23 protein-coding genes are annotated in these 21,909 nt (G+C 42.5%); 7 read left to right on the top strand and 16 right to left on the bottom strand.

What is annotated here, in order from left to right; genetic code table 11:
* Positions 1 to 229: 229 nt before the first annotated feature.
* Positions 230 to 364, top strand: coding sequence for a hypothetical protein (locus EBO34_RS21045; RefSeq protein WP_272873232.1), 135 nt, complete (start codon positions 230 to 232; stop codon positions 362 to 364).
* 112 nt (positions 365 to 476) lie between these two features.
* Positions 477 to 632, top strand: a complete 156-nt coding sequence (locus EBO34_RS04545) for an aspartyl-phosphate phosphatase Spo0E family protein (RefSeq protein WP_122896742.1) — start codon at positions 477 to 479, stop codon at positions 630 to 632.
* A 62-nt stretch (positions 633 to 694) separates the two neighbouring features.
* On the opposite strand, the gene EBO34_RS04540 is transcribed toward EBO34_RS04545, so the two are convergent.
* The 9 genes from EBO34_RS04540 to yfcC form a co-directional block, all read right to left on the bottom strand.
* The gene (locus tag EBO34_RS04540; protein ID WP_122896741.1) at positions 695 to 2,515 is read right to left on the bottom strand and encodes a S8 family peptidase; all 1,821 of its coding nucleotides are present in this window, start codon (positions 2,513 to 2,515) and stop codon (positions 695 to 697) included.
* 657 nt (positions 2,516 to 3,172) lie between these two features.
* Positions 3,173 to 3,709 carry a DUF420 domain-containing protein gene (locus tag EBO34_RS04535; RefSeq protein WP_429699416.1) on the bottom strand — a complete coding sequence of 179 codons (537 nt, stop codon included), beginning with the start codon at positions 3,707 to 3,709 and terminating at the stop codon, positions 3,173 to 3,175.
* A gap of 16 nt (positions 3,710 to 3,725) precedes the next feature.
* Positions 3,726 to 4,895, bottom strand: a complete 1,170-nt coding sequence (locus EBO34_RS04530; RefSeq protein WP_183163707.1) for an MBL fold metallo-hydrolase — start codon at positions 4,893 to 4,895, stop codon at positions 3,726 to 3,728.
* Between the two features lie 126 nt (positions 4,896 to 5,021).
* Positions 5,022 to 5,201: a hypothetical protein gene (locus EBO34_RS20565; RefSeq protein ID WP_249414001.1), complete on the bottom strand. Its 180-nt coding sequence runs from the start codon at positions 5,199 to 5,201 to the stop codon at positions 5,022 to 5,024.
* A gap of 68 nt (positions 5,202 to 5,269) precedes the next feature.
* Complete coding sequence (locus EBO34_RS04525) at positions 5,270 to 6,457, bottom strand: MFS transporter (protein ID WP_122896738.1); 1,188 nt, start codon at positions 6,455 to 6,457, stop codon at positions 5,270 to 5,272.
* A gap of 113 nt (positions 6,458 to 6,570) precedes the next feature.
* Entirely contained in the window at positions 6,571 to 6,951 is a 381-nt protein-coding gene (locus EBO34_RS04520) for a hypothetical protein (protein WP_122896737.1), read from the bottom strand.
* A gap of 95 nt (positions 6,952 to 7,046) precedes the next feature.
* A complete protein-coding gene (locus EBO34_RS04515; protein ID WP_122898532.1) occupies positions 7,047 to 7,865 on the bottom strand; it encodes a patatin-like phospholipase family protein in 819 nt (272 codons plus the stop codon).
* 268 nt (positions 7,866 to 8,133) lie between these two features.
* The gene (locus EBO34_RS04510; RefSeq protein ID WP_122896736.1) at positions 8,134 to 8,985 is read right to left on the bottom strand and encodes a DegV family protein; all 852 of its coding nucleotides are present in this window, start codon (positions 8,983 to 8,985) and stop codon (positions 8,134 to 8,136) included.
* A 179-nt stretch (positions 8,986 to 9,164) separates the two neighbouring features.
* Positions 9,165 to 10,676 carry a putative basic amino acid antiporter YfcC gene (gene yfcC, locus EBO34_RS04505; protein ID WP_122896735.1) on the bottom strand — a complete coding sequence of 504 codons (1,512 nt, stop codon included), beginning with the start codon at positions 10,674 to 10,676 and terminating at the stop codon, positions 9,165 to 9,167.
* A gap of 634 nt (positions 10,677 to 11,310) precedes the next feature.
* Between yfcC and EBO34_RS04500 the strand changes: the two genes are divergently transcribed.
* Both EBO34_RS04500 and EBO34_RS04495 read left to right on the top strand, forming a co-directional pair.
* Positions 11,311 to 11,952, top strand: a complete 642-nt coding sequence (locus EBO34_RS04500; protein ID WP_122896734.1) for a deoxynucleoside kinase — start codon at positions 11,311 to 11,313, stop codon at positions 11,950 to 11,952.
* A 17-nt stretch (positions 11,953 to 11,969) separates the two neighbouring features.
* A complete protein-coding gene (locus tag EBO34_RS04495) occupies positions 11,970 to 12,662 on the top strand; it encodes a deoxynucleoside kinase (protein WP_122896733.1) in 693 nt (230 codons plus the stop codon).
* A gap of 59 nt (positions 12,663 to 12,721) precedes the next feature.
* Here EBO34_RS04495 and tatC read toward each other — a convergent pair whose 3' ends face one another.
* From tatC to EBO34_RS04470, 5 genes are all read right to left on the bottom strand, one after another.
* A complete protein-coding gene (tatC, locus tag EBO34_RS04490; RefSeq protein WP_122896732.1) occupies positions 12,722 to 13,450 on the bottom strand; it encodes a twin-arginine translocase subunit TatC in 729 nt (242 codons plus the stop codon).
* A gap of 101 nt (positions 13,451 to 13,551) precedes the next feature.
* A complete protein-coding gene (locus tag EBO34_RS04485; protein WP_122896731.1) occupies positions 13,552 to 13,761 on the bottom strand; it encodes a twin-arginine translocase TatA/TatE family subunit in 210 nt (69 codons plus the stop codon).
* A 117-nt stretch (positions 13,762 to 13,878) separates the two neighbouring features.
* The gene (locus EBO34_RS04480) at positions 13,879 to 14,217 is read right to left on the bottom strand and encodes a hypothetical protein (RefSeq protein WP_122896730.1); all 339 of its coding nucleotides are present in this window, start codon (positions 14,215 to 14,217) and stop codon (positions 13,879 to 13,881) included.
* Positions 14,218 to 14,301: 84 nt separating this feature from the next.
* A complete protein-coding gene (locus EBO34_RS04475; protein WP_183163705.1) occupies positions 14,302 to 15,066 on the bottom strand; it encodes an NRDE family protein in 765 nt (254 codons plus the stop codon).
* On the bottom strand, positions 15,057 to 16,403 hold the full coding sequence (locus EBO34_RS04470; RefSeq protein WP_122896728.1) for a purine-cytosine permease family protein: 1,347 nt from the start codon (positions 16,401 to 16,403) through the stop codon (positions 15,057 to 15,059). Before EBO34_RS04470 ends, EBO34_RS04475 begins: the two co-directional genes overlap by 10 nt.
* 252 nt (positions 16,404 to 16,655) lie before the next feature.
* Here EBO34_RS04470 and EBO34_RS04465 point away from each other — a divergent pair, with 252 nt between their 5' ends.
* Positions 16,656 to 17,678 (top strand): toxic anion resistance protein, encoded by a 1,023-nt coding sequence (locus EBO34_RS04465; RefSeq protein WP_122896727.1) that lies wholly within the window; start codon positions 16,656 to 16,658, stop codon positions 17,676 to 17,678.
* 39 nt (positions 17,679 to 17,717) lie between these two features.
* Entirely contained in the window at positions 17,718 to 18,626 is a 909-nt protein-coding gene (locus EBO34_RS04460; protein ID WP_122896726.1) for a hypothetical protein, read from the top strand.
* Positions 18,627 to 18,710: 84 nt separating this feature from the next.
* Here EBO34_RS04460 and EBO34_RS04455 read toward each other — a convergent pair whose 3' ends face one another.
* Together EBO34_RS04455 and sigI are read right to left on the bottom strand one after the other, a co-directional pair.
* Entirely contained in the window at positions 18,711 to 19,910 is a 1,200-nt protein-coding gene (locus tag EBO34_RS04455; RefSeq protein WP_122896725.1) for an anti-sigma factor domain-containing protein, read from the bottom strand.
* Positions 19,907 to 20,593 carry an RNA polymerase sigma-I factor gene (gene sigI, locus EBO34_RS04450; RefSeq protein WP_122898531.1) on the bottom strand — a complete coding sequence of 229 codons (687 nt, stop codon included), beginning with the start codon at positions 20,591 to 20,593 and terminating at the stop codon, positions 19,907 to 19,909. Before sigI ends, EBO34_RS04455 begins: the two co-directional genes overlap by 4 nt.
* Before the next feature lie 266 nt (positions 20,594 to 20,859).
* On the opposite strand from sigI, the gene EBO34_RS04445 reads away from it, so the two are divergent.
* A complete protein-coding gene (locus EBO34_RS04445) occupies positions 20,860 to 21,807 on the top strand; it encodes an MBL fold metallo-hydrolase (protein WP_249413999.1) in 948 nt (315 codons plus the stop codon).
* Positions 21,808 to 21,909: the final 102 nt, after the last annotated feature.

The following is a 21,909-nucleotide window of genomic DNA, read 5'->3' as shown; positions in this document are numbered from 1 at the left end:
TCTGTCAGTTTGTTAATGTCCAACTCTGATGGACCGGATCCGGACCTGGCCTCAACTCACCTGCCAACCCGATTCTCCCTTGTCTGTGCTTATATTATCCATCCTTATTCTAGTACACTTCCCCCAAAAAAGAAAGCGTTTTACTAAAATTTCCCACGGTTATTTTCAACATAGTATTTGAATGACATCGAAGCTGATGGTCAAACTAACATCATCGGAGGTGCCTGCTATGGAAGATAAAAATAAAAAGAAACAAAAGAAGACGGAAAAGGGCCGGGCGGATGACAGAAAATTACATTACCAGGTGTATATCCAGGACAAAAGATCACCACATCCAAAAGAAGAAGAAGATATGAATTATTAATGGTGTCGATTTCTTGGAAGTTTTGACTTTTTTGGCCGAAAGACTATTCATATACACAAAGATCGTAGATAATGAAAAAATATTAATGTTACTTTTTGGAGAGTGATTAGCGATGTTACAACAAAGCATAGAGAAAAAGAGGGCTGAACTTCTGTTAAAAGCGAAACACTATGGCTTCGGAGCTAAAGAAACACTGACCTGTTCGATTGAATTAGACGAGCTCATAATCGCCTATCAGGAAAACCGTTTGCCCGGTTTAAGGCATTAGATAATTACTAAAGCAAGGGGCTGTTTCAGACCAACCAGTCTTTTGAAACAGCCCCTTGCTTGTTATTCTCCGCCTGCCATATTAATTGCACGGGTTACATTAATGACACCGTGTCCGGTATAGGCATCAAAACCACTGTTCCCGATATCATCACAAGAGTTACGCATAATATCATACACTTCCTCATTGGACAAACCAGGATTTATACTTAAAATCAAGCCGGCAAGACCTGCAACGTGGGGAGACGCCATGGAGGTTCCGCTCATCGCTACATATTCGTTACCGATGTACGTGCTTGGAATATGTTCACCTGGAGCTGATACATCCACATGGGTTCCAAAGTTTGAGAATGCAGCCCGCTGTCCTTCAGGATCCAGAGCAGCTACAGTGAAAACTTCAGGATAGGCAGCGGGATACATCGGTGTCTCAACTGCTTCATTACCCGAAGCCGCTATCAGAACAACATCCTGTTCATAAGCATAGCGGACCGCGTCTCTCATAACCTCGGAGTCATGACTGTCCCCCAGGCTCATATTAATGACCCTCGCTCCGTTATCAACTGACCACCGGATTGCCTCTGCAATGGAAAAAGAATTCCCTTCCGCATTTGCATCGAGAGCCTTGACAGCCAGGATCGGATTCTCCCAGGATACTCCTGCAATTCCTTCCACGTTATTTGTTATTGCAGCTGCTACACCTGCAACGTGTGTTCCGTGACCATGTTCATCGTAATAATTTCCATTATCTTCAAAAGCATTATAACCACCGGTTATTTTATCCTCTAAGTCAACATGTTCAGGATCTACACCACTGTCAATAATCGCAATAGGAATTTCTGCGTTTCCTGAAGTGATCTGCCATCCTTCCTCAATTGTAATCTGCTCGAGGTTCCATTGGTAAGGATCATAAAGCTCGTCATTCGGGGCTTTCCCCTCCTGCTGCTGCGGTTCGAACAAACTTGGTTTGTTTTCAAGAGCCGGATGAGACCGCTTTTTATGGAATGAGGTCTGCTTTTCAACAGAATAGTTCGGTTCTGCAAAAATAACACCCGGGTCTGCTGCAAATTCCGAAACGAGCTGATCTGTTGAACGGCTGCTGTCCCGGAATAAGCAGTCGTTCCCTTCTTCATGAAGAAGCGCAGCCTGGTGAGCTTCAGCCAACGCCTTTGCATCGGCTCCATCCTTGATCCTTACAACAACTTCACCTTGTTTAAATGGCGTATCCAGCTCTTTAGTAGGCTCACTGTGAACAAACACGTCCCAGTCCAGATCAGGTATGGATGTTTTTACATAAGGAGCTTCTGCTTCCTGAGCATCAAAATCGACAGCCATATTGCTTGCACCGAGGAAAAACTGGCCATTTTCCCCTGTAATTACAGCCAGGTCTTTTACAAATGAACTTACAAAGGATAAATCCATTTCTCCAATACACCAGGCTTGATCATCTTTCGTACCCATCAAAAGCTTCTGTGTTCCATTCTCAACATAGGGTTCGGAAATATATACCCCTTCTTTTTTCTCCTTGGTCAGCCTTTCCACAGGATTCTCAGTTACCTTCCCGACCTTGGTTGTTTCACCGTTATCATGAACAACTGCGAAACCGTGGAAGTGAGGGTGATCATGAATTTCTTCCTGAAGGTTTGATAAATTATCTTCCTGAGTTGCACTTTCAGCCCACCTGATAAGCTGGTCTTCCATTTTGTCCATAAACATTCTTACAGTGTAAGATACATCATCAGCAAATACTTGATCCATATGTGCCTGCAGTCCGTCCTGCTTATCCTGTGCAAGGTCTTTTTGCTGATGTTCAGAAAAAAACCAAACCCCAAGAACAGTCAGCAGGGCAATGGAAAAGAAAGCAGATAGTCCTATGATTCGTCTCATGTTCGTTCCTCCAGTTAATTTTTCACTTTCTTAGCATGCGCCCATCGCGGCAGTTCATTCAATTCCAGACAGTTTTCAGTACAAAAAGGCGGTTGTTAATAAACACTCTGCCGCACTCCTGCATGAAAAGCGAGTTCTGGGTAGGTGCCATACCATTCGAGTCAGGGAAACATCGTTTTGAAGCTTAACAATTGAGCCGGAGAATCTCGATGCTTATTTATGAACCAGAGTGCGTGTTTCGCCACCTCTCTCTTTTAAAGTACAGAAAATAAAGACGAAGCCTACGTACCTTCGCTTTCCTTAACGGTGCCGGCAAGCCTCCTCAAACTAAAGCTCTGAGAGGTCTTGCCTGGCTCCCGCGGCCACAGGAGTCTCAGGAACTTCGGCTTCATTAACTTTTCCAGAAAATATAACGATCTTAACGAAAGCAGCTCATAAGAAATAGTTGATTGGAGCGAATGTACGGCACTCCTTCGGGAAAAGCGAGTTTCTGGGAGAAACCGATAGCGAAAATCTCCATCTCCTTTAAACGAGCTATTTTATGAAGATGGACTTTTTCAGTGACTGCTGTGATGAACCGAATCACCACCAAAGTTTATCAGATTAAAAAAAGAACCCGCCGGATATAGAAATCCGACAGGCACTTTATAAAACCCTTCAATAGTATGGAGATATTAATATATATACCAAAACACCTGTAAAGCTAACATAAAGCCACATCGGCATTGAGAAACGAACCCATTTGCGATGACGGTCCCTGTGATCGTTATAACCACTGAAGAAGCTCATCAGTGCAAGAGGAACAATGGCCGCTGCAAGAATGATGTGGGTAATTAAAATAAAGTAATAAAAGGCTACAATGGCACCTTCTCCTCCAAACGGTGTAGAAGGAGCCATAAAGTGATATGTCACATAAGACAGAAGGAAGACGAACGTCGTGGTGAAAGCACTGTAAATAAACCTTCTGTGCACTGTAATATTCCCTTTTTTTATCGCAATCAGGGCACCGATTAAAAACATAAATGTAAAGCTGTTAAGTGTTGCATTTAAAAGAGGAAGCTGCCTGATAACATAAGGAAGTTCTCCGTCATAACCCGGGAGAAAAGAAAGGGCAACTACGAGAGCATTTACAATGATCGTTACGATAATGACGGTCTTTACATAATGGGCATTAATCTTATTCCAAACTGACACAATTCATCTCTCCAATTCAATATGATGACACACAGGCAAGTCCCTGGCTTTTGATTTCACTGAGCCTGCCTTCTGAAATTCCGTTGATACGGGTCAAGTCTTTTACTGATTCGAACGGACGAAGCTCTTTCAGGCTTTTGCCCCGTTCTTCTCCAATATGGATAATAGTCATGAGCGCCTCAAGATCTGCTTCATTGATATCAATGCACTCTTCCTGATTATTGCTCTTATCTCGTTCCTGTTGGTTTTCAGTTATGTTATCCGTTGATTTTTCCGTAAGGAGTTCGAAGCTTTCACCATCCGTTTTAACTGTAACTGTCCCGTGCTCCGCAGTTCCGAATAATGGAATGTTCATTTGATGGAACAATTCAATAACTTCAGAGTGAGGGTGACCATATTGATTATTCTCACCTGCAGAATATATCGCGGCATCGGGATTAACAGCTTCGATAAAAGGGGCAGTATTTGAAGTGGAAGACCCATGATGGCCTGCTTTTAAAATGGTTGCATTGATATGGTTATTGCGTCTGAGCATTTCATGTTCTGCCCGGTTTTCTGCATCTCCTGTAAGTATAAAACGAACTTCTCCAAATGAAATGTTCATACTTACCGAATCATCATTCAAATTGTTTGTTAATTCTTCAGGATGGATGACTTCCACAGATAAATCACCGACGGTAAAAGACTCTCCTGCCCTCGGTTCGTAATAATCTGCTTCGGAAGCAAGAATCGCTTCGAGTGTATGCTCAAAAGTCTGAGAACCCGCTTCCGAGCCGGACATCCAGACTTCTTTTACTTCAAAAGCATCCAGCACCTGGGGCATTTGTCCGATATGATCTGCGTGAGGATGTGTCCCCACAAGCAAATCGATGTGAGTGACGCCTCTTTCATTTAAATAGTGCACTACTTCATCCTGGTCATGACGGCCGGCATCCACAAGAATCACTGCCTCTTCTGTTTGAAAAAGAGTGGCATCCCCCTGTCCTACATCCAGAAAGGATACTTCAAGAGAGCCCTTCGGCATTTCCGATAATGGACCATTGGTTTCCTCTTCTTTGTTTTTTTCTTCGACTGCTTCTTCATTATGAGAAGACTGTCCACCCTCTGTGAATTCATCCACACCGCATGCACCGGCAAGGAACAGTAATAGTACTGTCAACAATGTCAGGCTGATTTTATTATTCACTTTATTCCCCCACCAAACCATACTTCGTTAACTATTGTAGTATACAATGAAAAAAGCTGCTTAAAAAGACAAAGGTGACAAAAAGGACTGTTCTCTCCTTTTTGTCACCTGATTTTCATACATTCGTCACAGTTTCGACGGTTTCACTTTATTTACTTTCTCATTTCTTGTATTCTGTTCAAGTTTTTCAAGAAGATCCCGGACTTCATTTTTGTTTTCTTTCATCCCAAAAACCCGGTTTCTTTCTTTTTTTAAGACGCGGATGAGAAGTTGCTTCTCTTTTTTTGTCAGTAGCAAAATCCTCACTCCTATTTCCTGAAATAACACACAGGATTATTTTAGCACCCCTGGTGGCATTTGTCCTGCTATTCACATCATCTGTGAGTGGCGGCGGCTTCTTTTGTCCGCGCGTTCTTTCTCATAGCCCACCATATACCGGCTGCTGCCAGAACAAATAACGTGGTTGAAAAATAAAAAATAGATGAGATTGTATAATACCCTGCAATAATTCCTCCAAGAACAGGCCCGGTAACATTACCGAGAAAACGAAAGCTCTGATTATATCCGAGCACTTCCCCCTGAACTTCAAGTGGCACTACTCTTCTTATATAAGCTGTTACACACGGAATAATACCGCCGATCTGGATTCCAAATAAAAACCGGAGAACAATCAGCTGCCAGATGTTTGTCACAAATGCCTGTGGAATAAAGAACAAGGCTCCTAAGCCAATACATATTAGCAGAACTTTCTCATGACCGATTTCATCTCCAAGCTTTCCCCAGGACCTTGTTGCAACAAGGTTTCCAAGGCCGGTAACTGAAAAGGTAAAACCAGCCAGAAAAGCGATGTTCTCCACGGTCACGAGTGAACTTACATAAAGGGCAAGCTGAGGTTGGATACTGAAGTTGGCAGTCTGAACAATCAGTGAAACAACCATAATCATAAAAAGCATCCGGTTGCCGAAAATGTACCGGAATACCTCTCCCATGCTCTGGTGCTTCATTTTGTTTTTTGGCCCGTGACTGCGTACTTCCTGAATGGAAAAAGCAACAAATGTTGTAGCTGTTGAAATGACAACTGCCGTTATAATAAAGGTATACGTGAAACCAAACCCATCCGCCAGTGCCCCGCCAATCAGAGGACCGATCAGCCCGCCTCCTACAGTGCCTGTCTGAAGGGTCCCAAGAACTTTTCCTGCATTTTTTTTATCTGTCTGTGAAGATATAAGAGCAAGCGACGTGGGAATGAAGCCAGTCACTATCCCCATAAGCATTCTCAAGAAAAATAATTCCAAAACCGAATCAACATATCCCATTAAGAAAATCGAAATCGCAATCCCATAACCGGTAACTAGAAGAATCTTCTTCCTGCCGAAGCGGTCGCCAAATCTTCCCCACAAGGGTGATACGAGAAAGGCAATGAGAAAAGTAATACCAAACACGAACCCCGACCACCGCTGTACATAAGCCGGGGAGTAGTTTCCAAACGTTTCTATATAAAGAGAGAGAAACGGTAACACCATCGTGGCACTTGCCGCTACACTGAAGTTAGCAATCCACATGATCACTAAGTTCCTTGTTTCTCTACGGATGGTAAACACCTTCTTCTGATCATTTATTTCGACTTACTAAATAGAAGTATAGCGAAATTCTTTTACAAAGAGAACCCCTGTTTTCATCGTAAAAAGTCCACCATTTTCCCCGTAACCCCAGCCGTAAAAAGGCATGAACCCGTAATCATACATCCCGCGATTACGACTTCGTCTGAAGGTGCTGTACCAAGATAGTGAAACATGGACTGCGTTGAAAATGCTCCTGCAAATCCGTAGGAAAACAGCAGGATTCCACCTGCTATGAACAGATAATACAGAACCCCCTGCCGGGAAAAGCGCTTCTCTTTAGCTCCTGTGCCTTTTTTCAGAAAACCAGCAGCAATAAATAAAGAAAGAATCAATAAAGAAGTAAAAAGAATGTATACTATTGAACGCGAAACGATACTCAAAATTAAAAATATAAATAAAAGGAAGCTTAAAAAAACGACCCTGAATCTGATCATAAAGTACCTCTTTTTCATAAGTTGTTTTCTTATAGCAATTGAAGCTAAAAAGTAGAAAGAACCCGGTTTCCACCAGGTTCTTTACTCCAAAATGTCTAAGAAGAAAGAAAAGCTTCGAGCTCATCTGCTCTTTTCTTTGCATGCTCGTAGCCATGCTCATAGAGACTCCGCAGGCGCTCTTCACGTTTTTCCACCCTTGATACACCCATTAACTCATCCGGTCTGAATACAAACGCTCTCCCGTCTTTCTCAGCCTTTCTGACCTCCTCGATCGCTTCATTGTATACAACCGACCGGCCTTCTACTGCTTTTATGAGTCCGGGATGACCTTTATACTTCCTCTTGAATACCCATTTCCCTCTCGTAAGAGGTTTTTTAATATAACCATCGCGCTGGGTAAGAACGACAATGTGTTTTTCGTTCCCGTCTTTCATGGATCTCTTTAATGGGATGGGATCACTGATCCCCCCATCCATAAGGACACGTTCCTTATATCTGGTAACCGGGGCCACAAAAGGGAGTGAACTTGATGCTCTTAATATGTTAAGAAATGAATCCCCGACTTCGTTTTTTTCATAATAAATGGTTTCACCGGTCGCACAGTCGGTTGTTCCAACGAGAAACTTTTGATCCGAACCGAAAAATGCATCAAAATCAAAAAATACTTCCTGGTTGGGTATTTTATCAAAGATCAGATCCATATTAAAAAGCTCCCCTTTGGAGAACCACCTTTTGTAGGAGATGTAGTCAGGATGCGTGCAGTAGCCAATCGTAACTTTCTCATTCCGCCCTAATTGTTTGGAGATATAGGATGCTGCATTGCATGCCCCTGCTGATACACCTATAACATAAGGAAAATGCCAATCCTTTTTCAAGAAATATTCTAATATTCCAGCTGTATACATACCGCGCATACCGCCGCCTTCCAAAACTAAACCGACATTATCTGCCTGATGCAACGTCCCTTCCTCCTTAATACTAAGGTGTTCAACAAATATACTGATTCTATTTTAACGAATTCCTCAGATTACTACAAATATTTTCATACTTAAACAGCAGAACTGCCCCGACTGAACACCACTGAAAATAGTCTGTTGTTTATTACGGGGTTCTCAGTTCAGGAAAAAAGGCTGTCTTACGAGGAAAGGACCTCATAAGCCAGCCTTACATTATTCCTAACAGTTATTCAGGTTCTGTATAATACATCAGGGCAATGGCACCGGGTCCTGTGTGGGTACTGATAATCGGTGTCGTCGGACGGATTTGGAAATCTTCAAAATCCGTAAGCTCCATGATATTATTTTTAACCTTTTCAGCCAGCTCAAGGGCATCAGCATGAGCAATCCCGATTCCTCTCACTGTTTTTCCCGCAGTTTCTTCCTTAAACTGTTTTTTGAAAAAGTTCATCATCTGCACATGAGTCCGCACTTTTGTAACTGGAGTATATACACCGTCTGCAAGAGAGGCAACAGGCTTAATTTTAAGGAGTGAACCCATAAGGGCCTTCCCTCTGCCGATCCTTCCACCCTTCGATAGATATTCAAGAGTATCTACCATGATATATAAGGATGACGTTTTTTTTATCTTTTCGATTCTATCTTTTATTTGTTCAAGGGAAGCTCCTTCCATAGCCATCTTCGCAGCTTCTCTTACCTGAAAGGACAATGCAAGAGAAATAAAACCCGAATCAACAACTGTTACCTCACTGTCAGTCATCGTTGAAGCCGTCCGCGCGGAATTGTAGGTTCCGCTCATACCTGATGTCATATGTATAGATAGAATATCACTTCCATCTTCACCGAGCCTGTCATAGATTTCAGCAAATGAACCTGCGGAAGGTTGTGAGCTTTGCGGGATATTTTCACTTGCAACAAGTTTATTCAAAAATTCATCCGGCGTGATGTCCACACCGTCAATATAGGACTCACCATCGACCGTAACAGACAACGGAACAACTGTAACTGCGAGTTCGTCCATCATTTCTTTTGGAAGGTCACTTGTTGAATCAGTAACGATTTTAACTTTTTTACTCATTTGAGCACCCCTTTTTCCTCTCACTAAAATGCTCTTTCTATCATACTACAAGCCCCGTTCCTTGTTAAGACACGAATTAAGGGGCATTGGGCGTTGTTCTGCATGTGAGCCTGACTCCCCAATACCTCCCACACCGCCATGTACATGTACCTCTTTTCTCGTCAATGTAGTAACGTCAACTAGCTGAAGCCAATTAATGCAGCAGTAATAACAAAAGCTGATCCAAGAATAAAGATTAAAACCTGAAATTTTATGATGAACAAAAACCATTTCCCCCAGTCAAGTCTGGCTGCCCCAAGTACACCCATAAGAGCAGCGGAGGTCGGAACAATCATGTTTGTAAATCCATCACCAAGCTGGTATGCAAGAACCGCTACCTGTCTTGATACTCCTGCTATATCGGAAAGAGGGGCAAGAAGAGGCATTGTAAGAGCAGCCTGTCCTGAACCTGACACCACAAAGAAATTAAAGACGGATTGAAACAAAAACATAAACCATGCAGACAAAGCAACAGGCAGACCTTCAATCGAGCTTCCCGCAGCGTTCATTATTGTATTTAATACCGATGGTTCACCTGGATCATCGCCCCCAAGAATAATGACAATCCCCTTCGCCATACCTACAATAAGTGCAGCAGGCAGCAGATCACGGGCTCCCTGTGTGAATCCTTGGGCAATATCATTTATGGTCATGTTGTTTAATTTAAAGATTACACCGATAATACCGGCAACCAGGCCTATTGTGAAAAATTGCGTCGCAATTTCCGGAATGTAGTATGCGTGCTGAACCACTCCCCATACAATCCATACAATACCAATTACAATCGAGGCTACAACGAGACTGTGTCCAAGTCCGAACCTGCTTTTAATGTCTTCCTGTTTAACATCCTTACGGAAATACTCATCCGATTCGTAGGAAACAGAACGGGTCGGGTCTTTTTTAATACGCGCGGCGTAATACCATGTATATGCCACACCCACTAACGTAAAAAATGCCCACATGGCTATTCGGAACGGCGCACCTGACAACACAGGAACATCAGCTACCCCCTGTGCAATGGCTACGCCAAATGGATTCATCCAGCTTGTTGCGAACCCGATCTGGGTTGCTACATATGTAATCATAATGCCGGTAATGGCATCATACCCAAGTGCGATAACAAGAGGAATTAAGATCATGGCAAAAGCAATAGCTTCTTCACCCATCCCAAATACCGCCCCACCGAGAGAGAACATGACAAACATAACTGGAATAATCAGGCTTTCACGGCCTTTTGTGTGTTTAATTAAAGAAAAGATCCCTTCTTCAATTGCACGGGTCTTCATAATGATTCCAAAAGCACCGCCGATAATAATGATAAAAGCCACTACGCCGACTGCAGAACCCCATTTATCACCAGACACGAGACCTTCGAATACGTAGTTTAAAAACCCGGCCCCGCCGCCATCTTCGAAGAGGTTTACACCATCACGTACAGACTCCCCTTCTTCATCAGTGACAGTTTCAAAACTTCCCGGGACCAGTACAGTCCGGGTATCTTCTCCCCCATCACCGGTTGTGAACGTTACCTCTTCTGTTTCAAACTGTCCCTGAGGAAGTACATATGTAAGCAGGGCAGCAGCGAGAACAACAAAGAATATAATGACGAACGTATCCGGCATTTGAAATTTCCGCTTATTTTTATTTTCCATGGTATCTCTCCTCTTTTTATATATGCTTTGTAAACAACCGTTGCTGTTGGGAGCATACTCTATAAACTCTGATAGAAATGGAGTGTTATTTTATACTCACTGCACTCTCCCGCAGCGGTCCGGGAGCCGCTTCAGGGGTAACAGGTCTCACCCGGTAACAATCCTCATGAAACCAGGCTGCGATAATGACAAAAGCAAAGTGTTTACATAAACAAGGTTTCTTGTAACTAAGATATTAATGCAAAACAGATGCCAACTATAGGTCACAGCGGATAATCTTCTTTACACTAATCATTGTGTATCTGTCTTTTCTATTTCCAACTTCCCGTCCGGCAGGAATCCAGTCCTGCTCCGGACATATGAAAAACCGGTCCCTGTTTGCTGAAAGTCCTCTTGATGCACTTCATTCTGACAGATCAAATGGACATAATACACACAACCTATTAAACCATTAATTAACCAATTTTTGCTGTATTGAGACTCACAGCAAACCACACAAAAATATGTCGAAACTGTAAAGAACTTTGCTGAAATGTGTTAGAATAAACGTGATTTTATTATCATTGATAGATGCGCACTGTCATTTAACAGAGCCTCTGAGAAAAGAATAAAAGAAAGGAGGACAAAGACTAAAATGAACCATGTACCATTTATAGCTGTTGAAGGACCGATTGGTGTAGGCAAGACATCACTTGCAGAAAAACTATCTGAAGATTACCGTTACTTTCTTCTGAAAGAAATTGTCGAGGAAAACCCGTTTTTAGGCAAGTTTTATGAAGACATTAATGAGTGGAGTTTTCAGACGGAAATGTTTTTTCTCTGCAACCGGTTTAAGCAGCTTGAAGATATCCAGCAGATTCAGTTAAATCAGAATCAGCCGGTCGTTAGTGATTATCATATCTTTAAAAACCGGATTTTCGCAAAACAAACACTAAAAGATGACCATTTCAGAAAATACGATCAGATCTATCACCTTCTCGCAGCTGATCTGCCTAAACCAAACGTAATCATATACCTGAAAGCAAGTCTGGATACCTTGTTAAAGCGAATCGCCCGCCGCGGCCGTTCGATTGAAAAACAGATAGACCCTTCGTATCTTGAACAGTTGTCCAGGGATTACGAAATGTTTATACAAACATTTAAAGAAACACACCCGGACATCCCGGTTATCACCATTTTGGGAGATGAGATGGACTTCGTTCATCGGCCCGAGGACTACAGAGCGATTGTCCAAAAGGTGGATGATGCTATGAAAACGGCTGCCACCCTGAAGTAAAAGAACGGAGTGAATTTATGAATATTGACCGCGCAGGAATACCCGAAAATGCTCTCATAACACTGGCAGGAACGGTCGGTGTCGGGAAGTCTACCCTAACAAATACACTTGCCCATGCACTTAACTTTAAATCATCCTTTGAAAAAGTGGACGGAAACCCGTATCTCGAAGATTATTACGCCGACTTTAAAACATGGTCCTTTCACCTTCAGATTTACTTTTTAGCGGAGCGTTTTAAACAGCAAAAGCAAATGCATGAAACCGGAACCGGATACGTTCAAGACCGAAGTATCTATGAGGATGTAGGCATTTTTGCAAAGATGCAGTACGACAACAATAACATGACCAAACGTGACTACGAAACGTATCAATCTCTGTTTGAAGCGATGGTTATGTCACCCTACTTTCCGAAACCAGACGTGTTAATTTACATAGATGGAACCCTTGATAAGATTCTCGAGCGTGTAGGAAGACGGGGCCGTGAGATGGAAACGAAGACCCCTCGTTCTTTTTGGGAAGACCTCTACACCCGTTACCAGGAGTGGATTCGTGATTTTGATGTATGCCCGGTACTCCACCTGGATATCGAAGCTTACGACTGCAAAGATCCCGAATCTATTCAACGGGTTGTGGATGGTATACGTACATTGATTGAAAACCCGGAAAAGAAGTATTTAAAGCTGGAACCAATGGAAACGGCAGATAAATAATGTAAGGAAATAAAGCAAACCCCTTTGCATTACACGATGCAAAGGGGTTGTTTATGTTTTTACAGTTGTTCACTATTCTGGCCTGCAATCTTTCTTTTGTAAATAATTGAGGATAGTGTAATGCTTACTTCATACAAAATCACCAGAGGGATAATGACCAGAATATCAGAGATAAAATCCGGCGGGGAAATTAATACCGATATGACAACGATGGCAAAAAATGCGTACTTGCGGTTTTTTCTCAGCCCGTAAGGCGTGATCAGCCCCAGGCTTGTCAGGAACATAACGACAAGTGGAAGCTCAAACAGGATACTGAAAGGAACCGTCATCCTCAGGACAAACTGAAAATACCTGTCCGGGGTAAACATCGTCTGAAACATTCCGTCTCCAAGTGTCAGTAGAAAGTTCAGCACAAGAGGAAGAACCACAAAGTAACCAAAACTCAGCCCGGCGAGGAACAATATCACGGAAGCCGGTATATACATCAGCGTAACCCTCGTTTCCTTGACTGTCAGAGCCGGCTTTACAAAAAGCCATATCTGAAACAAGAGAATAGGAATCGTCGCTGCAAAGGCAATTAGTCCCGCAATACTGAAGAATATCCAGATAATATCCATCGGCCCCAGAATTGTAAGCTGCATATCCAGGTCTTTAATCAGCCATTCATAGATATCTCTTACAAAAATAAAGCTGACAATAAAAAATAATATAAAAGAACCGAGAACAATAATAATGCGTTTTCTCAATTCACTTAAATGATCGAGCATCTCCATATTTTGTTCGGCCATGACTTACGCTCCTTCAATCAAACTGCGTCCGGTAAACATACAAAAGGTGCAAGGAATCTTCCTGCCTCACACCTTTTTATGACTATCCGTTATTCAGTGCTTTAACGACCCTGGTTTGTATCGTTTGTGTTTTGCTTTTTAGACGAACGATCATCGTCATCATTCGTAAGATCTTTTGCAGAAGCTTTAAATTCCTTTAATGTCTGCCCCATTGCTCTTCCGATTTCAGGAAGCTTCTTGGGACCGAAGATAACAAGGGCAATAACCAATATTAAAATCAAACCGGGGATACCGATATTTTGAAAACCCATGAAAGTAACCCTCCTTTAAGAAAGCTTATTATGTTTATTCTCGGTGTATTTTCTACTCTATTATAAAGTGTTTTTTGTTATTTTACTATAGGTAGAGTAAAACTGTTTCATCTTCACCTAATCGTCAAAACTCCGGCCGGCAAACAAGGAATCAAGAACCACTTCTATTGAAATCCCGGCACCGAGATTAATCGCTTCTTTATCCCAGGTTACCGGTTCCATTGCAATACGCTCGACCGGGTCTGCTCCGGGGGTTGTTCCGATGTAAATATCCTCTGCTCCCCGGCTTTCTGATATGTATGTAAATGAAGCCCGTTTTTGCCCTTCCACTTTTACAGGCTGCTCATTCATAACAAGATGATCAGATTGCGGCACGACAGCAACGATCAAAAGACCCCAGATTCCCATACAGAAGATCCCTAATCCCGAAATTAACATTACCTGCTTTTTTGTCATATCCGTTAACTCCTGTCATATACGTCATGGTCTATATCTTACTGTATACCATACTTGCGTTACGATAGCCAATAGCCATGCTTTTTACGGGACAGCCAGTGTAAATTTTGTGTCGCTGGTCTTTTTATTATGATAGCGCCGTTCAACGATTGTAAGTTCTCTGTTCCTATTCATGATAATAATCGTAGAGCAGCGGGTTCCATAGTCTTCTGAAGAAATGAAAACGGGAGACAGCATCCGTTCTAATTTCTCCACAAATCCCGTATCGGGAAGCAGCTCAGAAGGGAACGGCTCAGCTGCAGCCAACTCTGAAAACAGCATATTAAGCAATTCTTCCTGATCTTCGCAGGCGCTCACACGGTCCATGGCATCCTTTACCGCTTCTACTTTAGGCCAGCTCGTATCCAATGCGGCATTACTCAACCCATAAATACCACTTTCAAGTACCTTTATGCCGTTTACTCTGTTAGACCCATAGCAAAGTGTGTCAGGTGTGCCAACCAGAAGATTGAAGCCATCGTACAGCCCCCCGTCTTTACTCACCTGCTTTACGAAGGTGCATGCATCGGTGTCTTTTCTCCTTAAAAAATTGACAATCAGCTCGCCTCTTGAATGCCGCGCCTCCCTTTCCTGCCGTTCACGGACATTGGTAAGAGCACCCAGACAGCCGGTTTCAGAGACACCCAGCCAAGTACCGCCTTTTTTAAGGTCTTTTCCAGCATAAACAGCAGGGTATCCCTCCCAGCGATGAAGGGACTCTGTGGGCCTGGCATAAAATTCATCCCTGTTGGCAGCAAGAATGAAAGGAAATTTAGTATTTTTTTTCATGGAGATTCCAATCAGGCACATTTTTTCACCTTCTTGTTCCATCCTTTACGCTGAAGGATGGCCAGATAAATGAGTGGTGTGACAAAAAACGTAATAAAGCTTGGGGAAAGCCCGCCGGGCACCAAAAGATAAATGATCACCCCTGCCCCCACAGCCCACGCAGCGGAAACATTCAGAGAATACACTCCAGCCGCAAGATTGTTGATTGCCTCTTTGGATAACCTTCCCTTTTTTACAAACAAGTAATCTGCGATAAATACTGCAGTTAAAGGAATGATAACGGTACCCAGGAGAGAAATGAACTGTTCAGCCCGGTCTGCAATAATCGGAAAACCACTTACGATAACCCCGAGTGCTCCAAATATGACCGCACTTTTCACCCTTCCAAGCTTAGGAAAACTGTTTAACAGGCTGTAGCCACCGGTATAGGCATTATTCAGGTTTATCGTAATCATCGACATGAAAGCTGCTGTAAAAATCAAGGCAATGAGAAAAAAGGAATCGGTCATCCGGGTTGAAACAACAAACGGATTCCAGTCACCTGCCACTGTGGCAGTAAATGCTCCCAGAAGGGCTGTGAGTAAAAAGCCCAGACTATTTCCAAAGAAGATTCCGTAAAAGGCGTGTTTCGGTGTTCTTCCATAGCGGGATACGTCTGAAGAAGTACCTGCTCCCGATACATACTGCACGAAAGCGAGACTTCCGAATAATATCATCACAGAGGCAGACCAGTTGCCGCTGCCGTTTACGATATCCTTTGCTGTCCTCCCTCCGTAGTCTCCTGTCAGGTACAAACAGGCCATGACAATCGCCGAGAGAAACAGAAGAGGCAGGACAAATTTCGAAAGATTTTTCAACGCTTCAAAACCTACCAAGGCGAGATAAGCCATTATTAGAGCCAAAGGAATGGAAAGCCACAGGAAAGGTACTTCCAGATCGAAACTTCTGGACAGCATCTCCTTTAATATATAGGTTCCACCGATAGTCTGTACGCCGAACCAGTATAATGAAGTGAGTGTACGAATGGGTGAGGCTATGTACATTGAACCTTTCGTTCCGATCATGGACCGGATGACAAACTGTGCTGGAAGACCATAACGAGCGCCGGGAAGAGCCAGAAGTGATACAAATAAAAATGCCAGGCAAGCCCCAAGAACAGTAGACAGAACAGCAGCATAAAAGTTCAGTCCACCTTCAAGTACCGCCATAGCAGGCACAAGGAAATTTCCTGCGTTTACAGCCACAGCAGTCTGTATTCTTACGTAATCTAATGCCCCGGTGGTCCTTAAATGCTTCGGAACTGCGTCAAGCCCGATGGTTTCCACTGTTATATTTTTTGCTGAAGCAGCCGTTCTCACATAGGTGCACCCTCTTTTTCTATGATGTATACTTAATTATCATCTTAGCTTTAAACCGGCTCTTGGTAAAGTAAGGGCAATGTCGTACATAACCATAACGGGATCAGGGTATGAGGAAAATAGAAACGAATATGTTGCCCACATTGAATTTGCCGTTATATAATCAATCCAAAAGAATCGGAACCTTATACCATGTAAAACCGTAAATAAATCAAGAAGTTTGTATACGAGCACGACTCAGGAGGTCATTATATGTCAGAAAAGAAAAACGAACTCAAAAAAGATGAAAACGCCAAAACAGTTATAGAACAGATCCGGTCAGAAGGCAATCTTGAAAAAATTCTTGAAACGATCGGCAGGATTGGAACAGAAGAGCAGGAAAAGGCCGGTGAATCTCTCGAAGCACTGAAAAGACCGGTAAGCGACATGATGAACGACCCGAATCATGAGCTGCCGGAACAGCTGACCAAGCTGAAAGAAGTAGTTGCGGACCTGGAACCAAATTACTTAAAACAAGGAAAATGGGAAAAACTCGTAAACAAAATCGTCCGTAAAAGCCCTCTCGATAAGTACGCGAAAAAGTACCAAACAATTGAATCAGAGGTAGAAACAATCATTGAAGCACTTCTCCACGGTAAAGATAAGCTTCAGGAAGATACTGTAATGCTTCAGCAACTTAAGGTTGTAGCGAAAGAGCGGATGGCTTCTCTTGAAGAACAGATCGTCATGGGGAAAGAGCTTAACATAATGCTTGAAGAAGAGATGAAAAAAGAAGAATGGCAAAACGATCCGGTCCCGATACAAAAAGGACAGCAGAAAGTCCTCTCCCGCGTTAAAAACATGCAGCAAGCTGTACTTGTTCTTCAGCAGTCTCTTGCTTCTGTTGATATTATTGCCGAGAATAACGAAAAACTCGAAGAAGCTATATTTAACGCTATTACCATGACGAAAAACATCGTCACCGTTACAGCTTCCATTCAGCTTGCACTCGGGAATCAGAAAAAGGTCATTGATGCGGTTCAAAATGTAAATGAATCAACGGAAGCAATGCTTCTATCGAACGCATCGCTCTTGAAATCCAATACAGAAGAAACCCTTAAAACCCTCGAAAAACCGTCTGTTGCAATTGAAACATTCAAAAAGGCTTACGAGGATGTATATGCAGCGATTGAAATGACCGAGCAGTCAAACGAACGGATTATCGAATCGAGTAAACAGTTCATCACAGAGATGGATGAACTGAATACAAAAATGGAAAAGAAGCTCTTAAATTAACGCCCCGATTTCAGTTGGGGATACAGGCAGGTGAAACTAATGACCTTCAAAGAAAAGCTTCTCCATCAGGAATGGATACAGCCCTTTCTGCCAAACTATATGAAACCGTTGCACGAGCCCAGGATTGAGGAAGATGCTACCAGCCTCATGGTTCACGAAACTGAGGAGTTCCTTTCCGATCTGGCTTCCCTGTCGGAACTTCCGAGGCTCAATAAAACATTTAAACGTAAAATCAAAGGGTTCCTGCTGAAAGTGAAAATCAAACCGAAGAAGCTTCACCTTGAAATGCACGATACCAAGCGTTCCCAGGCTTTAATAAAAAAACGCATTTATATTACAATTTACAGAAAATCAGTCAAAGCAGAAAAAGGGCTCGGCAAATGCATAGATGCTACCATCTACTTTCATACAGACGGTCGTAACATCGTACGAAATGTAAAGCATCACCCATTGTTCAGACCTGTATTTACTCACCTTCATATGCTTGACAGCTCCTTGTCCGGCCAGAACCTCCTTCCTCAAAACGAGAGTGAGGAAACCGTCGAGCTTCAAAGAGCTCATCATAACGAACCGGATGAGAAAAGTACGCTGAATGCGGAATTAAAGCAGCTTGAAAGGCGTTACGCAAACCTGAACAATTCAATTACATCTGTTTTTTCAAATGTCAGCGCCAGTTTGAAACGGTGTCTTGAAGAGTTTAACCTTCTTGATGTAGAAGAGCGCCACCAGCTCAAGCGGATGCTCATAAAAGAAATCCCCGACCTCCTTGACACTTACCAAAGCTTGACCCCCTCCCAGAAGAAGGAAATGGAAGAGGATGTCATTCACGCACTTGAAAAAATGAACCGGTTCGTAGGCAAAATTGCGTCCTCACTCGACCACAACCGGATGGAAAGACTGAATCATCTGCTCAGAGTCAATAAAATGCGTTATGATGAAAATAAATGAAAAAAGCTGCTCAAAGTATCAACCTTTGAGCAGCTTTATTTAATTATCGTAACGTTTGATTATCTTTATGTGTTTTAATATACGTTATTTATCCGGGGAATCACAGTTCTTCCTGCCATTACCGGAGGGGTGTCCCTCCTCTTTGTCTGCTAAACCAGGAGGAGAGCACCCTTTTCTCCGTTGTGCGTTACCTTCTTGTTTCTTCCCCTTACCGCGAGTGTCATTTTTTTCAGAATGACCTTTTTTCTCATTTTTTTCTTTTTTCTCTTCTTTATCTTTATCTTTCTTTTCGTTACTCTTCTTAGTCTGTTTTTTTTCGTCTTTATAATCAGCAGGTTTTTCTTCCGGCTCAGAGTCTTCGTCGGTTATATTATCTACCGGTGCTTCCTCATCAATATCGCTTTCACTGTTAGAGACCTGAGATGATCCAGATCCTGCTTCTTTGTTCTCTTCAGTTTTCTCCGTTACAGATGAAGGACTTTCTTCTTCCTGTTCCTGTTTTGAAGAGAGGGTGACTTCATCCATGTCCTGTTCACCGGAACCGCTGTGAAGTATATCTGACATTTCCGGGCCTGCTTCGGATACGAGCTGACTCATTGAAAAACTTCTCAGCTCCTCGACCTCGGCCAGCTCAAAATCGTATGTATGGGACAAGGCAATCTTCCCTGGTGAAACAGCTCTCGCTTTCGCTTCTTCCAAGGTAGACTGATCAATCAGTAAAGAGATAATATTTATGGAGTATTCTTCTTTTATGGATGTGGTCCAGCCTTCGTATCTGGCAAGCCACTTCTGGTCTTCGTAAAACACAGTAGAGGTGGATATGTATATACTATTTTCTTCCTCCAGGTATCCATGAGCTTTGCTCTCTTTTAAAATTAGATACGCTGCTATGTCAAAGGATTCCCCTATATAATCCCCGGGGTGCAGTTCGTCCAGTATTTTTTTCCCGTCTTCATTATAATAAATCAAATCAACAACTTCGTATTTCCGGTCAAGGGTGATTCCGATACTGGGATTAATATCAAAAGCAACGACACCATATGCTCTTTCATCATCCGGGAAAGGCAGTGCAAAAAAGACGATAAAGCACAAAACAGCCGCCACAGGCAGTGTCATGGATTTATGTTCATAAAGCATCGAAACAAGAAACGTATTCGCCGGTTTATAGGGCACTTCTTCACCTATTCTGGCACCAGCTGACCGTTTAGCTTTAACGAACTCTCCTTCTTTCGTTAAAACGATCATGAATCGTTTATGCTTCTCCATGACGACCCCTTTTTTCACCCTAACCACTCCTTAAGATAATCCTTTAAATAACGATAATCCTCCATTAAAACAAGGGATACCGCTATAATATATTTCCGGTTTCTCTCTATTGTTTTCCGGCTCATAGTAATATGTTTAGTGAGTTCTTTGATGGGCAGACGCTTTTTCGTCATCAAAGTTGATCGTAATCCTTCAATTTCAACTACGGTTTTCGCAATCTTGACCATGTTCTCACGTGCATCCTGATGCTTCGGGCATTGCTTCGCTACATCGGACAGGGAAATCTTAAAAGCTTTTAACTGCTCATTAAGGTGGAGGATTTCCTCTCTTCGGTACTCTCTCTCCTGTTTTTCATGATATTCGTGGAATGACGCATGAATTTCAGCAACATTCTCCATGTTTTCATTATCATCATCGTGGTAATCAATAGACAGGGGTATTTTTCGCCGCTGTTCCTGCCTGATAAAATCAATCACCCTTCTTCTGATTACAAGACTTGCAAACGAAAGAAAGGAACTGCCTTTATCAGGGGAATATTGATGTATGGCTTCGTTAAAAGCAATGAGGGCAATCGAATACTCATCATCTTCAGATGTATTAATATACCTCTTACAGACTTTGGCGGTTGTTTTTCTTATAAAGGGAATATACTGTTCAATCAAATCATTTTCCAGTCTGACGTTACCGCGCTGAATTTCCATTACTGTCTCGTTTATATCGAAAGGTTTATTTGTATCAATCGTTAAGCGCTTAAGCACCACTAGCACCTCGCTTGTGCGTATTCATATGTATTCGACCATTCCAGATTATTTTTAGGGGTCATTTTCATATCTTAACGAGTTTTTTTTACAAATTCAGTGGACCTTCGACCTAACTATCAATTACATTTCAGTAATACACGGTTTACAGTTATATTACGAAGAATTAAAATATAGCTACACCCAATTAAAGGAAAGGAGGTAAATCCTTGTTACAACACATTCTAACACTCGACAAAGATCGATATCTTATTGACGGCTTCGATTTAGGTATGGCAGAAAGGACCGGTTCTTATGTACTAGCCGAGAGGGATCTGACACTGATAGAAACAGGACCGTCGCTGTCTGTCCCGTTTATTAAAGAAGGACTTTCTCACCTCGGGTTTGAGTCAAAAGACATAAAAAATATTATTGTTACTCATATTCACCTGGATCACTCCGGCGGATTAGGTCTTTTACTTCAGGAATGTCCATATGCTACTGTTTACGTTCACAAAAAGGGGGCACGTCACCTCTGTGAACCACGACGGCTTATCCAGGGTGCCAAGATGGTTTATAAAGATGAATTTGACCGTTTATTTGATCCTGTACTTCCAGTGGACACGGATGTGATTAAGGTTGCACGGCACAATTCAACACTTTCAATCGGGAGAGATGCAGCCCTTACATTTTTTGAAACCCCAGGTCACGCAAACCATCATATTGGTATATTTGATGAAAAGAGTGGAATATTTTATTCCGGGGACACACTTGGCGTCATTTACCCTTCCTTAAAAAGAACCGGAATTGAACTTGTTCTTCCCTCAGCATCCCCCAATCAGTTCGACCCCGACTGTATGCTTGCATCCATGGAGCTTGTTCAAAAGGTGGGACCACGGCGGATTGCTTTTGGTCACTTCGGACTCGGAGAAGACCCCGGTGCAGTGTACAGTCAGATCACATACTGGCTGCCTTTATTTATGGAAACAGGGCATGAGCACTTCCTTCAGGACGGTACTCATGAACAGCTGAAAGACGCTCTATTCAGTAAGGTTAAAGAGTATTTACAGAATTTCACTGATGATATACCGGATGAGGCATATAAATCTATAGAACTTGATTTACTCATTGGTTCTATGGGTATTCTCGACTATTACAAGCGGAAAAGCAGACAGTAATCCATACTCAAGTTGTTTTTTTTTACGACAAAAGTATATTATAATGGAGTGAATAAGGTCCATCCAAAATAATGGAAATATACTCTTTAAAGTGGGGATGAA

The organism is Alteribacter keqinensis (assembly GCF_003710255.1).
Classification (GTDB): domain Bacteria; phylum Bacillota; class Bacilli; order Bacillales; family Salisediminibacteriaceae; genus Alteribacter; species Alteribacter keqinensis.
This window is presented reverse-complemented; position numbering and strand designations above follow the sequence as displayed.

Coding starts and splice junctions, on each gene's coding strand:
- EBO34_RS21045 (WP_272873232.1), top strand. CDS start 230: ATGGAAGATAAAAATAAAAAGAAACAAAAGAAGACGGAAAAGGGCCGG.
- EBO34_RS04545 (WP_122896742.1), top strand. CDS start 477: ATGTTACAACAAAGCATAGAGAAAAAGAGGGCTGAACTTCTGTTAAAA.
- EBO34_RS04540 (WP_122896741.1), bottom strand. CDS start 2,515: ATGAGACGAATCATAGGACTATCTGCTTTCTTTTCCATTGCCCTGCTG.
- EBO34_RS04525 (WP_122896738.1), bottom strand. CDS start 6,457: ATGTGGATTGCTAACTTCAGTGTAGCGGCAAGTGCCACGATGGTGTTA.
- EBO34_RS04520 (WP_122896737.1), bottom strand. CDS start 6,951: ATGATCAGATTCAGGGTCGTTTTTTTAAGCTTCCTTTTATTTATATTT.
- EBO34_RS04515 (WP_122898532.1), bottom strand. CDS start 7,865: ATGCGCGGTATGTATACAGCTGGAATATTAGAATATTTCTTGAAAAAG.
- EBO34_RS04510 (WP_122896736.1), bottom strand. CDS start 8,985: ATGAGTAAAAAAGTTAAAATCGTTACTGATTCAACAAGTGACCTTCCA.
- yfcC (WP_122896735.1), bottom strand. CDS start 10,676: ATGGAAAATAAAAATAAGCGGAAATTTCAAATGCCGGATACGTTCGTC.
- EBO34_RS04500 (WP_122896734.1), top strand. CDS start 11,311: ATGAACCATGTACCATTTATAGCTGTTGAAGGACCGATTGGTGTAGGC.
- EBO34_RS04495 (WP_122896733.1), top strand. CDS start 11,970: ATGAATATTGACCGCGCAGGAATACCCGAAAATGCTCTCATAACACTG.
- tatC (WP_122896732.1), bottom strand. CDS start 13,450: ATGGCCGAACAAAATATGGAGATGCTCGATCATTTAAGTGAATTGAGA.
- EBO34_RS04485 (WP_122896731.1), bottom strand. CDS start 13,761: ATGGGTTTTCAAAATATCGGTATCCCCGGTTTGATTTTAATATTGGTT.
- EBO34_RS04480 (WP_122896730.1), bottom strand. CDS start 14,217: ATGACAAAAAAGCAGGTAATGTTAATTTCGGGATTAGGGATCTTCTGT.
- EBO34_RS04475 (WP_183163705.1), bottom strand. CDS start 15,066: ATGTGCCTGATTGGAATCTCCATGAAAAAAAATACTAAATTTCCTTTC.
- EBO34_RS04465 (WP_122896727.1), top strand. CDS start 16,656: ATGTCAGAAAAGAAAAACGAACTCAAAAAAGATGAAAACGCCAAAACA.
- EBO34_RS04460 (WP_122896726.1), top strand. CDS start 17,718: ATGACCTTCAAAGAAAAGCTTCTCCATCAGGAATGGATACAGCCCTTT.
- sigI (WP_122898531.1), bottom strand. CDS start 20,593: ATGGAAATTCAGCGCGGTAACGTCAGACTGGAAAATGATTTGATTGAA.